Raw genomic sequence first — 13479 nt, 5'->3', positions numbered from 1 at the left:
AGTTTTAATAGTTCGGTCATAGGTCACCTTTGAATAAGACCATATGTCCATTATGATATCACAAGGAAAGACAGATAATACGGTGTGTATGCCACCTTCATGGGAGAAATGCTCGTATTAATTTATTCTATATTAGAGTGATGTAAAATTTGCTTTAAAAATTGTCGACTACGCTCTGTTTTAGGATGAGAAAAAAAGTTTTCGGGTGTATTCATTTCAACAATCTCACCTCCCTCCATAAATATGATTTTATCAGCCACTTTTTGTGCAAACCCCATTTCATGAGTAACGCAAAGCATAGTCATGCCTTGTTCGGCTAAATTAATCATTACATCTAGCACTTCTTTGATCATTTCTGGATCTAAAGCACTGGTTGGCTCATCAAATAACATAATTTCAGGCTCCATGCATAAACTTCTGGCAATGGCAGCCCGTTGTTGTTGCCCCCCCGAGAGATCAGCAGGATATTTATTCGCTTGCTCCGGTATTTTAACCAATTCAAGAAAGTGCATGGCTAATGTCGATGCTTGCTTGGGTGAGACTTTTTTGACCCAAATCGGTGCTAATGTTAAATTTTCTAAAATGGTTAAATGATTAAAAAGGTTATAGTTTTGAAAAACCATTCCGACTTTTTTTCTGATTTTAGCTAAGGTTTTTGCATTTTCATCAATTCGAATGCCATCGACTTCGATGCTACCTGCTTGATACGTTTCTAAACCATTGATACAACGAATCAAGGTTGATTTACCGGAACCGGATGGGCCACAAATGACCACTTTTTCTTGGCGCAGCACGGCTAAATCTAGTTTCTTGAGCACTTGAAATTCGCCAAACCATTTTGATAATTGCTGAATATTGACTATATTCGTTTGTTTATCTTCTGCCACGGTTGCTCCCTTCTAAACGATTGCTATACGTTGACATGCCAAAGCAAAAGATCCAATAAACCAGTGCACAAAATAAATAAGCTTCCAACGAAGTACCAAGCCAACGTGGATCCGTGGTTGCGGTTTGTACAATCCCTAAAAAATCATAAATCCCGATAATCAGTACTAACGTAGTATCTTTAAAAAGGGAAATAAAACTATTCATAATCCCAGGGATAGCGGTTCTCAAGGCTTGCGGCAATACGACCAATGTCATGCTTAAACGATAATTCATGCCAAGTGCTACTGCAGCCTCAACTTGCCCATTGGGTACGCTATTTAATCCTGCACGAATCACCTCAGACAAATAAGCAGCTTCAAATAAGGTAATGCCTATAAAGATACAAAATAAATTATCAATCACCACATCTGTCGTGAAAAACAAAGGGAACATTACAGCGGCTAAAAACAAAATGGATACCAACGGCACCCCCCGTATCACTTCAATAAAAGTGACACACAATGGTTTGATAATCACCCATTTTGAATTGCGTCCCAAAGCAAGCAATATGGCCAGTGGAAATGAACAAATCATACTTCCCACGGAAAGAACTATCGTCAAAAATAATCCACCCCACAGTTCAGTGGGCACAACCTTTAATAATCCACCACCATAGAGAAGGTATACGATAAATAAATTGATGAATAAAAATAGGGTAAGACGATAACGTAGCGGTGCTTTGATTTGTGTTAACAGATAAAGTGCGATGGGGATCAAGACTAAAGCGAAGTTCACTCGCCAGCGTTCTGCTTTAGGATAAAATCCATAAATGATTTGATCCCATCTAGCAGAAATTACCGCCCAACACGCTCCACCTGGACGGCAATCAGCTTTTGAGCTCCCCACCCAGGTTGCATTCCATACGGCCCAATCAAAAATGACATAACCCACCACAATAGCCAATGTCATCACAACCAGTCTGGTTGCCCATTTCGTTAAGGAGAATGCCATGCGCTTCTCCTTTCATAGAGTATCATGATCAAGGATAAACAGAGACTAATGAACAGATAAACACCCATGGTCATGGCAATTATTTCAATCGCATGCCCCGTTTGATTCAAAACCGTGCCAGCAAAAACGGAAACCAGATCGGGAAAGGCAATCGCGGCGGCAAGGGATGAGTTTTTAGTGAGATTTAAATATTGATTGGTTAACGGTGGCACAATCACCTTCATCGCTTGCGGTAACATAATTAAACGAAGTGATTGATAGTGCGCAAATCCTAAGGAGCGAGCTGCCTCGTATTGCCCTTTGGAAACAGATTGTATTCCCATACGCACAATTTCCGCAATGTAAGCTGCGGTATAAGTGCTTAATGCCAATACTAATGCCAAAAACTCAGGGATGAGATTCATCCCACCGACAAAATTAAACTTGCCAAGTGTCGGGTATTCCCAAGTCAGTTCAGTGTGGGCGATAGCAAAAAATATGACGGCCAAAGCAAGCCATATCGCTATCGAATAAGACCGCCAAGTTCTTTTGCTGTGTCTTAAGTACAGCGAAATGAGTATGCAAACAACAGAAAGCGTAAAGAGAACGGCGGCATATAAGGTAATAATGGGCCAAGGTAAATAAAGTCCACGATTATTAATATAAATAGATTCAACGATGGTAATGCTATCTTGCGGGAATGGAGCACCTCTTAATACCACAAAATACCAAAAGAATAGCTGCAACAATAAGGGGATATTTCTAATGGTTTCAACAAAACCTTTGCTACAAAGTGCAATGATCTTATTCCTTGAAACACGACCAAACCCCACTATAAAACCAAACAAAGATGCAAAGAAAATCCCTAAAGCAGCGACCAGTAACGTATTTAAAATCCCGACCCAAAATACCTGCCAATAATTATTAATCGTTGCATAGTCAATCAAATGAAAAATAATATCAAAGCCTGCGGTATCGTTTAAAAAAGCAAAACCAATTTTAACCCCACGAGCTGCTAAATTGGCATGAACATTCTGTGCAATATGATTGAAAACCCACACAATTAATGCCACCAATATGAGCTGTGGGATCAATGTTTTGAGATGAGATAGCTTATCTAAAAGGTGGCGCATAAAGTATCCCACCTCGATCCCATAGGGCATTTAAACCTCGTTCAATTTTTAAAGGACTATTCTGACCAATATTCCTTTCAAAAATTTCCCCGTAGTTACCCACTTGAAGAATGACTTGATAAACCCAATCTTCTTTTAAACCAATTTTATTGGCAAAATTGGGCTGCTTTCCTAATATTCGTTCAACTTGAATATTTTTATCATTGAGATATTTTTCTTTAACATTGTTTTGATTAATATTCATTTCTTCAGCATCGATTAGCGCATATAATGTCCAACGCACGATTTCATTCCAATGATCATCACCTTGGCGTACCATGGGGCTAAAAGGCTCTTTTGAAATTTTTTCAGGTAAAATAATGTGCGCCGATGCATCAGAGAGTTTTAATTGTTCCGCTGCTAACCCAGACATATCGGTAGAATAAGCATCACATCGTCCCATCTCATAAGCTGCTAATGTTTCATCCGATTTTTCAAAGGTTAAGACCTGAAACTTTAAACCTTTTGATTTAAAGTAATCGGTTATATTCAGCTCAGTGGTGGTCCCCGCATTGGTACAAATAATGGCACCATCCAGTTCCGCGGCACTATTGATTTTTGAAGATTTTCTGACGATGAATCCTTGGCTATCGTAATAAATAATACCAATAAAATTTAGCCCTAAAGAGGTATCACGCAGATAAGTCCAGGTTGTATTGCGTGAGAGTAAATCGATATCGCCTGATTGTAATGCGGTGAATCGCTGTTTTGCAGAAAGGGGAACAAACTTAACTTTATTGGCATCACCTAAGGTTGCAGCAGCGACTGCTCTGCAAAAATCTACATCTAACCCTTGCCAATGCCCTTGATCATCAACCGTTGAAAATCCCGCCAAGCCTTGGCTGACGCCACAAGTTAAATAGCCCCGCTGCTGGACATGCTGGAGTGTACCACCCTGTACCGTCTTGGGTTGGGCCTGTACCTCAAAAATCAGCATTAAGCACAGCAAGCAGGCTTGTTTTATGATTCCCTTCAATCGATCCTCTCTACAACGTGGCTGGTAATAGATAGTTTGCTAATTTACATGCAAAATGAGAAAAGACCTCTATCAAAGACTATTGTATATAAGCGCTTTTATCTAGCCTTTTGTCTTAAATAGGGTGCATTTAATAAATCCGATGTTATAATAATGTTATAACTTTACTAAGAGAGAAAAGTGATGTCCAGATTACGAATACGTGATATAGGTAACTCCTTAGGAATTATTATTCCTAAGGCTTATTCTGATTCACTGGGCTTAAAATCAGGCAGAGAAGTCACGATTGAAATGAAAGAAGGTGCGCTCATTATAAAGCCTCACAAATATACGCTTGAACAGCTCGTGGCACAAATGAGCCCAGAAAATGAGCATCCAGAAATTTCAACAGGTGAGGAAATGGGCGCTGAAATCGTAGAATATAATACCCGTAAATAAACCAAGGATGTAGTTCATGCCTCCCAAAATGACTCTCAATAGAGGTGATTTAATTATTATCGATTTTGATCCTCAAGCTGGAACCGAAATAACGAAGCGACGACCAGCATTAGTCATCTCTCCTAAAATATATAATGAAAAAGGCTCTAAAATTATTTGTTGCCCAATAACCTCAACGATTAAGCTATCTGATCCTTGGTTAGTTATTCTTCCTAAAGGATTAAAAATTGAAGGTGCTGTTGTTAGTGACCAAATTAAATCTATGGATTGGAAAGTACGAAAAGCAAAAAAAATTGGTATAGCACCTGATGAAATTTTAGATGAAGTTTTAGCAAGAATTGTTACCCTTGTAACTTAATCAATAAGGTAATCTCTTGAGAACAACAATTTCAATCATTTTATTCACTTGCTTCATACCTCTGGTCCAGGCTTATGACGATATTGGCCAGCTTCCCGCTGACAGCATTACCCCTTTATTTTCTATTGAGAAATTAAAACAAGCGATGCTTGCAAGTGAACCTTCATCTTGCCAGCCTCATCTGAAAGATTTAACTGTCGTGAAAGTGAAATATATCGGTTTTGATGAAAAGGAACATTTAGGTTGTATTATTATTCATAAAGAGCTGGCAAACGATATTTTAGATATTTTTAAAACGCTCTATCACAATCGTTTCCCCATTGCCGATATTCATCCCGCCGGGCGTAAACCCAATACAACCATTGCTTATAATTGTCGCGCCGTCAGCAATCAACCTGGCATTTTATCTCAACATAGTTTTGGCCGAGCCATTGATATCAACCCGCTTATTAATCCTTATGTGAATGGTGAACAAGTCCTCCCTAAAGAAGGGAAACCCTATGTTGATAGGCACTGCCACCATAAAGGGTTGATTAATAAAGAAGGACTTGTCTATAAACTCTTTGAAGCGCACGGTTGGGATTGGGGCGGCCATTGGTTAGATGTACAAGATTACCAACATTTTGAAAAACGCGCCAATGGTGAGAAACGAAATCCATTAGGCTATGGTAATCACCATTAAATGCTTCTACGTCTACGTTTTAATTCAATTTCATCGAGCGCAAAACTCGGCATCTCATTTTCGTTTCTTTGTTGATTAAGCCGCAAAGACTGAGCCTCTTGCTCGCATTTTCTTGTAAAGAGTTTCATTATTTCAGGGTTATATTCTGCTAAATCAATCGGCGTTTTATCATGTACATTTTTAAGATTGAGTGATGCTCCATATTTTAACAATGTTTTAACAAGCAACACGTTATCCATTTCAACGGCATAATGTAATACGGTAGTCCCTGGCGCTAATATCCTATTAGGGTTTGCACCTTTTTCTAAAAGTCGTTGAATGATACGAATATCTTTTTGCCAGAATATCGCATACTCCAATGAAGTCGCCTTGTCCAGTTCACTTGGCGTATGAATATCAGCTCCCCATTCAATCCATTGCAAAACACTTTCAGTTGGTACTAATACTTGATTTTTAAGGGCCCAATGAAATAATGTTTCACCCAATATTTTGGTGTTAATATTCATATTCTTTATCATCAACATGTTATGAATCATCGGTTCATTCATTAAATGAGCATGACACATCATATAACCGATAAGAGGTATATCATTCACAGATTCGTTAATGTTAGGTGAATGCGCAATTAAAACTAACAATAAAGCTATTTGTTCTTCAGAAGGGAGCATTGTCTCACAAACTTTTATAATTAACTGATTGACATCAACTGCCCACGAATCCAAGTGATTATTGCAAGCCTCTAACACCGTCTTATTCATATAGGGTGAATGCGCTTTGCCATAGATTTGCAGCAGATCGATGCTGACTCCCGGTGTTGAAAAAATAATATCGATAAAATGTGTTTTATGATACTTGCGTGCCATATCCAATACGGTATCACCATTAACATCACAAGCATTCAAATCAACATATCCATTTGTTATTAATTTTCTAAAATCTTGTACACTATCTACCATCAAAGCAATGTGACACTGCGTTAGTTTATTGGGAGATGATGATTGATAGGCAGCGGCTTCTTCAAGGCTTTGGGGAAACTCGCTTTCGTCAAAGAAAGTATAGGTGTTAAAATTATGTTGCCTTGCGCCAAATACACGAATGTTCATTTCCATTTGATTCGCATTGATAAACAAACTGATATATTTACAGTTTTGAATCAGATCCACAACACGTTCAATGGAATCCGTTGAACTGATTTCATATAGCATATTGGGATCATAATAAGTCATTTCTTTCGCTTTCAGGTAAAACGCCGTTGCGTGTTTTCCTCCACCCAACTCAATTTTTGCTTCAGGCAATCTTGCGATAATCTCAATATATTCTCGCAGTTGCTCTCTCGTAAACATGCGTGTTCTAGCATAAAAATGTTCACTAAATGAAATAGGAGCTTGCCCTATCAATGCATATTGTCTTTTTCTTGAATCTTGCCATGGACATAATCTTCTTACTGAAGAATCTAACCCAGTCGTTTGCATCAAAATAATATGATCAACAAAATAACGAAACATTGCACCCAGTGAAGGATAGTCATCGGCTAATTGAGTAATATTGTCTTTATTATGTAATTCTTCATAACACCCCGACCATGTCGAGATAGCATTTAACATTAAAAAGAAATCTTTGCCTTTACCTTTTTCCTGTAATAACAAAAACAGAAACACCAAGCCATTACATTGCCCTTCTTCATGCAATGTATTGGGATCTTGATTGGTGAGTTTTAAATAATAGCGTAGTTGCTTTATGATATGAAATTGTGAAATTTTAGTCTGCTTGTTGCCTGAAACATTCGCATTAACCCCTAATTCTGATAAAAATGCTTCGTTTTGACAGCCATTTGCAATTTGAACTGGGCTACGCCCCATGTAATCTAATGTTGTTATAAAAGCGTAAAAATCTGGGGCATGAATAATCAACTTCGCTATCTCAGAATTATTCATTTCAGCAGCCGCATGCAATACTGTTCGACCATAATAATCACTATTGACAAAACTTAAGGGTTGTAACAGTAACAACTTTGCAATCTCAGCATAACCCTTTGCAACAGCCACATTTAAAAGACTCTTTCCTTCATGATCTACCAAACTGAGGTTAGCACCTTTTTCAATTAATAGTTTGGCCATTTCAATTCGGCCTAATCCAACCGCATAGGCCATGGGTGTAAAGGTTGTCGTGCCTAAAAAGGCCGATTCAATGTTGCAACCTTTTTCAATTAGATAATAAAAAAAAGGATAATTATTCTCGTGGATGGCAATTAAAAGTGGCGTTTCACCTTTAGCATCGTAACTATCTAAATAAGGTAACCAATCTATATCATGCATAGGCTCTGATTGGATTTTTTCTAACAATAATTCAAAAGGAACCTTGGCACCCACTAACAAAAAATGCTTTTTTGTTTCATCCGTTTTGAATGCAAGATAATCTTGATAAACCTCTTCAAACGCTTGAATAGGATCATCATTAAACTCATAAGAAGATGTCGCATTAATAATTAAACGAATAATTTCTTCATTTTGTGTTTTTTTTGCTAATGACAGAGCTTGGCGTGAATAAGCGCCATCTAGAAGCAATTGTCGAACCAAGGTAATTTCTTCTAATTCTATTGCATATTCTAATAACGTTTTTCCATGGATGTCGGGAAAATTAACATCCGTTTTTTGCAGAATTGTTTCATTCTTAGCTTGCCAAATCGACTCTAATTTTTTTCGATAGGCGATAATAGCCTGTAATTGACCGAATCCGCTTGCAAGGCTCATTGCTCTATACCTCTTTACTCAGAAACTATTGTAAGCCAAGTTGGTTTTGGAGCTAATAGGGAAAAAGCTTAATTTAGATAAACAGAAGCGACTTAGAAAACGTTTCTCTTTGTTTTAACAAACAATATTTGCTCATTATGTTGGCACAATGATAGATAAATGCCCAGATGAATAACATGTTTGTAATTACAACATTTGAAGTTATATTCTATATATAGGATTATTAAAGAATACAAACAGCATTAAATCGGTTTCTGATACTTTACCCCCCTCATTAACCTGACCTATTCAGATTATTGGACCATGGTCCAATTGCACTTTCGTGCAGACATTGCAAACCTATATATAGTTTGCAAAATACAATTATAAAAAATATGAATGGCAGTTATTATGAGCACACAAATAAAAAACCCAACGACAACGCACGATGAAACCAGCAAAAACACGCTACCCACCGCAGCAGAGTCAAACTCAGCAAATACGTGTGACAAATGCAAGGTGATTGCGATTGAACTTACAAAAGACGCGAATAATATTGTGACAGAAAGACAATTATCGTTAGATAACATTCCTCCGTTACCCGCCCAAGTCATCACGATTAATGTTGCTCAGGATTCGCTCAACAAACCCATCACGCTTGAAAATGGTGCTGTGATACAAGTCAATGAGGATGGCTCAGTCATTTTTCATGACAAAGGGGCATATGATTCCTTACAGGTTGGCGAGTCTACTATTGCTCAATTTCAAATTAACGTAATCGATTTTAATGAAAATCTGATTGCTATCAATCTAGAATTAGAACAAATGCCACCTGCCGTTGAAATGATACAAGATGAAGGTTCAATAACAGTCGTTGAGGTACAATACCCCGGTTTAGAAGGTAATGTAGAGTCTCTGCCTCGCGATCTGGGTATTAATTATTCGTTTGAACCATTCACTTCCTATACACCTACTTTAGTTCAACCCGTAAAATTAGATTCGCAACCCATTGCACCTCTTATTATTTTAGATCCGGTATTTGAAAGCAATTTGGGCAACTCTTCGTCAAGCTCTGAGCAATTTACCTCATTTATTCTGGTTGATAGTGATAATTGCCAATCTTGCATAGCAAATTCTCCAAATACTATTACTACCAATATTTTTGCAGAAGGCGCCTCTTTTGGCTTAGATGGTGCAGGTTCCTTCGGTTTGTTACCTTTTATTAGACAAGGGGTAACAATTGATGACATTACTGCTAACCAAGCGGCGATTGGTTTTACGGATCCGGGTGGCATTAGTCATTTTTATCCTGCCCCCTTCCAACAACAAAGCACTTTCTTCCAAGATCCCAATGGTGCATTTCAAACCATCACCACGCCTGAAGGAAATACCTTAACCCTGTATCTAACCAATTACATGGGTCATAGCATGGGGGATTTGGTGTATGAGTTTTCACACAATGTACCCCATATCCCTAACCTACCGGGTTTAAATGTTATTGATACAGTCATCGAATTACAAAACTGTGGCTGCTATTCTGCCAATTGTACACTTGATGCCCAAGTATTTTTCGATCCCTTTATGTATTACATCCAAGATGCCGATGGTGATCTAGCCACTAATTTTATCTTAGCCAGAATTGTCGATGATGTCCCAATGGCTGCTCAACAATTTGCGAACATTAGTGAAGCCGATATTATGGATATTGGCAGCAATGATCAAAACGTCCCTGCAACAATTACGGGATTCTTGATTGATAATTTCACCACCCGATTTGGTGCAGATGGTGGCATTGTCTCGAATGTGACCATTGAAAACGGCACAACGGTTATTTCTCCAGAAAACAACTTGATCACAGTGACAACTCAAGAAGGCAATGTACTTGAAGTTGTACAAACCACAGGACAATATACCTATTATTTAAATCATCCTATCGATAATGACTCTAGTGATAATGCGAGCGATTTTTTTGGCTATGACAATTTTCACTTTGAATTAACTGATTTTGATTTTGATCAAGCCTCGAATGTTTTAACAATCAATATTGCCGATGATACGCCCGTTGTTATCGCAGGTGATATAGTCGATATTACTCTGTCTGTGGATGAATCTAATTTTGCGGTAAATGATAGTGCTAATTTTTCAGGCGCATTTGATATTATCCCTGGTGCCGATCAGGCGGCCAGCATTGTCTATAGCTTAGAATTACCTGGTAGCGATACAGACAGCGGTCTAGTTGATTCAATCACGAATGAAGCCGTGATCATGAATGTCGTCAATGGTATCATTATCGGAAGCTCTGCAACCGGAGGCGAAGTATTCAGAGTCTCGGTGAACGATGCTTCAGGCCTCGTCACGCTCGACCAAAGTCGCGCGGTGATGCATGGTAATCCCAATGATCCTAATGACGTCGTCTCAATACAGAATGATTTAATCTCATTACGCGTGACTGTTACTGACAATGATCAAGATGCCGCAAGTGCCTCTATCTTGCTGGGCGGTGTCATCCAATTTCGTGATGATGCGCCCACTGCCGTTGCTGATGCACAACTCATTGTGAAAGACCCATTACCCGAATATAACCTGACTTTTGTCATCGATAATTCTAATAGTATGAGCGTTGATCTAGGACAAGGATTAACTCGACTGCAGGTTTTACAACAAACCTTAGCGGGAGCAGGCGGTATTTTAGATGCCTATGCCGGAGCAAGTTCTAAGCTCACTATTAGCATCGTTAATTTTTCTGATACGGCCGGTATCTCGAATGAATTTAACAATATTCAAGACGCTAAAGATTACATTAATAATCTTGCTATTCCAGGTAATGGTCATGTTGGCACGGTTTTAGGTTCAGGGGTAGAGGTCGCATTAGCGGATATCATTGCTGATGGCAATAATGCCGCCTTAGCCAATGCGCATGATGTGCTCTATCTCTTAACGGATGGTGCCCCTGCACCGGCCGAATGGGAGCAGGGTACTACCCAAGGAGAAGATCATGCTTTAGTTGATGCAGATGAACTGGCAGATTGGCAAGCGGCATTATTAGCACAAAATGTTGATGCAATCATGGTTAATATCGGTGGCACCAACCAAGCTATTACCAATAATATCGCTCCTTTAGCCAATCCTACTGATAATCCTGCGGTACTTGAAGCAGATGCGAGTTTATCTAATCTCCAAGCTTTGCTTCAAGATCAGCTTACCCTGAGTGTGACTGGTAATCTTTTAACGAATGATTCGCTAAGCGCCGATGCGCCTACCGTTGTGACCCACGTTAGTTTTTCATTGAACAGCGAGGCAGAAGCGCAAGACTATTTAAATAATCATCCTGAATTAATCGGCGCAAGCGTATCTGGATCGGTTGTCACCATTCCCATTTCGGATGGTGCATTTACCACTTCTTTAGGCAATACTCTGTTAGTAGAAGCCAACGGAAATTATACCTATAGCTACATTAATAACGCTTATCCTGAATCTGAGGATTTTACGTATACCATCAAAGATCAAGATCTTGACCCTTCAAGTGCCACTTTCTCTGTCAGTTTAATTTCAGAAGGGCCGACGGCTGTCGCCGATGTTAGAAATATCGAAAAATCAGGATTGCCCGCCTACAATCTCACCTTTATTATCGATGTCTCCGGCAGTATGGGAACGCCTATTGGCAACCTAACTCGACTCGATCTGGTGATAGCAGCTTTGGCAGGGGATGGTGCCCTGTTAGATTCTTACGCGACACATAGTTCTAGTCTGTCGATTACGATCATTCCTTTTGAAACACAAGTCTTACCTAGTATGGACTTTAATAATGTGGCAGATGCGAAAACCTATCTCGAAGGGCTTACAGCCGGTGGTGGTACCAATTTAAGTGGCGCTATTTCAGCGGGATTAGCTGATATTAATAACGATAGTCTATTAAATAGTGCCATTCTTGATCGTGTTTATCTGTTATCAGATGGTGCGCCAAGTCCTGGAGATGAGGTCACAGTGGGTCAACAAACCGATTGGCAATCTGCTCTGTTATCCCAAAATGTCGATGCTATCATGCTCAATATCGGTGGGTTAGATCAAGATGTTACCAACAATTTAGCACCTTTAGCCAATCCCAGTGACAGCCCAGCTGTGATTGAAGTCGCAGCCGATCTGTCAAATCTGCAAGTATTACTTCAAGAAACCGTGTCGGATCCCGTTAGCGTTACCGGTAATATTCTTGTTAATGATATTGTAAGCGCCGACCCACCCAATGTAGTTACGCAAATTAGCTTTGATTTAGCAAGTGCATTAGATGCACAAAATTACATCGCGGCTCACCCTGAATTAGCCGGTGCCAGTGCATCGGGAAGCACTATCCATATTCCTATACCTAATGGAGAATTTATAACCCCCTTAGGTAATACACTGCAAATAGAATCTGACGGAGACTATACTTACAGTTATATTAACAATGTGAATACTGAATCTGAAGTCTTTACCTATACCATTCAAGATAGCGATTTTGACATGTCTAGTACTAATTTTACTATCAATTTAATTCCGCCCGATTCTTTTGCGGCTCCCATTGTATTAGATTTAAATAATGATGGACAAATTGAATTAGTTTCAGCAGCTCAATCACAAATTGAATGGAATATTTCATCTGAAAATGGCACACAAACTATTAAAACCGGCTGGGTTGGTCCGAATGATGGTATCTTAGTTTACGATCAAAACACCAATGGCAAAGTAGATGGTTTAAATGAAATTGAACTCTCAAAATATCATGCTGATGCAGTCACTGATATTGAAGGTCTAAAATTAGCGTTTGATAGTAATCATGATGATAAATTTAATAAACAAGATGATAAATTTAATGACTTTTTAGTGTGGAATGATATCAATCAAGATGGTTCTAGCCAAGGCAATGAACTAAAATCATTAAACGATTATGGTATTATCTCTATTGATTTAACTCAACTGGGTCATTCTGAGATGGTTAATGGGAACATTGTTTTCAGTACACTATCTTATGAAAATGCCTCTGGTAGTGTTTCACTTGCAGGTGATGTTGGTTTACAAATTGCCTCTGTTAGTAGCGTCATTAGTAGCGATGAAGTCGTTGAACCACCCAATCAACTTGAAAATGTATTATCTAACTCTTTAACACAGGCAAGCAGTAACTCAGCTAATCCAACATTAGATTACAATTCCAGCTTTAATGCATCTGAGCATCAGGAAACACTCCAAATGCAACAGGTGCAACAACAGCAACATGAAGCTGCTGGCATATAGTC

9 protein-coding genes are annotated in these 13479 nt (G+C 38.9%); 4 read left to right on the top strand and 5 right to left on the bottom strand.

What is annotated here, in order from left to right; genetic code table 11:
• Positions 1-122: 122 nt before the first annotated feature.
• From HT99x_RS03705 to HT99x_RS03690, 4 genes are read right to left on the bottom strand one after another with little or no spacing between them, the layout of a single operon-like run.
• Positions 123-887: an amino acid ABC transporter ATP-binding protein gene (locus HT99x_RS03705; protein WP_075065616.1), complete on the bottom strand. Its 765-nt coding sequence runs from the start codon at positions 885-887 to the stop codon at positions 123-125.
• Positions 874-1878, bottom strand: coding sequence for an ABC transporter permease subunit (locus HT99x_RS03700; RefSeq protein ID WP_200957101.1), 1005 nt, complete (start codon positions 1876-1878; stop codon positions 874-876). Before HT99x_RS03700 ends, HT99x_RS03705 begins: the two co-directional genes overlap by 14 nt.
• On the bottom strand, positions 1863-2990 hold the full coding sequence (locus HT99x_RS03695; protein WP_075065617.1) for an ABC transporter permease subunit: 1128 nt from the start codon (positions 2988-2990) through the stop codon (positions 1863-1865). Before HT99x_RS03695 ends, HT99x_RS03700 begins: the two co-directional genes overlap by 16 nt.
• Positions 2971-3966 carry a transporter substrate-binding domain-containing protein gene (locus HT99x_RS03690; protein ID WP_102134631.1) on the bottom strand — a complete coding sequence of 332 codons (996 nt, stop codon included), beginning with the start codon at positions 3964-3966 and terminating at the stop codon, positions 2971-2973. Before HT99x_RS03690 ends, HT99x_RS03695 begins: the two co-directional genes overlap by 20 nt.
• Before the next feature lie 222 nt (positions 3967-4188).
• Between HT99x_RS03690 and HT99x_RS03685 the strand changes: the two genes are divergently transcribed.
• The 3 genes from HT99x_RS03685 to HT99x_RS03675 are packed head-to-tail and all read left to right on the top strand — an operon-like array spanning position 4189 to position 5483.
• The gene (locus HT99x_RS03685; RefSeq protein ID WP_075065618.1) at positions 4189-4443 is read left to right on the top strand and encodes an AbrB/MazE/SpoVT family DNA-binding domain-containing protein; all 255 of its coding nucleotides are present in this window, start codon (positions 4189-4191) and stop codon (positions 4441-4443) included.
• Positions 4444-4459: 16 nt separating this feature from the next.
• Entirely contained in the window at positions 4460-4801 is a 342-nt protein-coding gene (locus HT99x_RS03680) for a type II toxin-antitoxin system PemK/MazF family toxin (RefSeq protein WP_075065619.1), read from the top strand.
• 16 nt (positions 4802-4817) lie between these two features.
• The gene (locus HT99x_RS03675; RefSeq protein ID WP_075065620.1) at positions 4818-5483 is read left to right on the top strand and encodes a M15 family metallopeptidase; all 666 of its coding nucleotides are present in this window, start codon (positions 4818-4820) and stop codon (positions 5481-5483) included.
• On the opposite strand, the gene HT99x_RS03670 is transcribed toward HT99x_RS03675, so the two are convergent.
• Positions 5480-8233: an ankyrin repeat domain-containing protein gene (locus HT99x_RS03670; RefSeq protein WP_075065621.1), complete on the bottom strand. Its 2754-nt coding sequence runs from the start codon at positions 8231-8233 to the stop codon at positions 5480-5482. The genes HT99x_RS03675 and HT99x_RS03670 overlap by 4 nt on opposite strands.
• A gap of 390 nt (positions 8234-8623) precedes the next feature.
• Between HT99x_RS03670 and HT99x_RS03665 the strand changes: the two genes are divergently transcribed.
• Entirely contained in the window at positions 8624-13477 is a 4854-nt protein-coding gene (locus HT99x_RS03665) for a DUF5801 repeats-in-toxin domain-containing protein (RefSeq protein WP_259565415.1), read from the top strand.
• Positions 13478-13479: the final 2 nt, after the last annotated feature.

This window comes from Candidatus Berkiella aquae, from assembly GCF_001431295.2.
Lineage (GTDB): Bacteria > Pseudomonadota > Gammaproteobacteria > Berkiellales > Berkiellaceae > Berkiella > Berkiella aquae.
This window is presented reverse-complemented; position numbering and strand designations above follow the sequence as displayed.

Excerpts from the sequence above, each read along its gene's own strand:
- HT99x_RS03700 (WP_200957101.1), bottom strand. The coding sequence starts at position 1,878 with ATGGCATTCTCCTTAACGAAATGGGCAACCAGACTGGTTGTGATGACA.
- HT99x_RS03695 (WP_075065617.1), bottom strand. The coding sequence starts at position 2,990 with ATGCGCCACCTTTTAGATAAGCTATCTCATCTCAAAACATTGATCCCA.
- HT99x_RS03690 (WP_102134631.1), bottom strand. The coding sequence starts at position 3,966 with ATGCTGATTTTTGAGGTACAGGCCCAACCCAAGACGGTACAGGGTGGT.
- HT99x_RS03685 (WP_075065618.1), top strand. The coding sequence starts at position 4,189 with ATGTCCAGATTACGAATACGTGATATAGGTAACTCCTTAGGAATTATT.
- HT99x_RS03680 (WP_075065619.1), top strand. The coding sequence starts at position 4,460 with ATGCCTCCCAAAATGACTCTCAATAGAGGTGATTTAATTATTATCGAT.
- HT99x_RS03670 (WP_075065621.1), bottom strand. The coding sequence starts at position 8,233 with ATGAGCCTTGCAAGCGGATTCGGTCAATTACAGGCTATTATCGCCTAT.
- HT99x_RS03665 (WP_259565415.1), top strand. The coding sequence starts at position 8,624 with ATGAGCACACAAATAAAAAACCCAACGACAACGCACGATGAAACCAGC.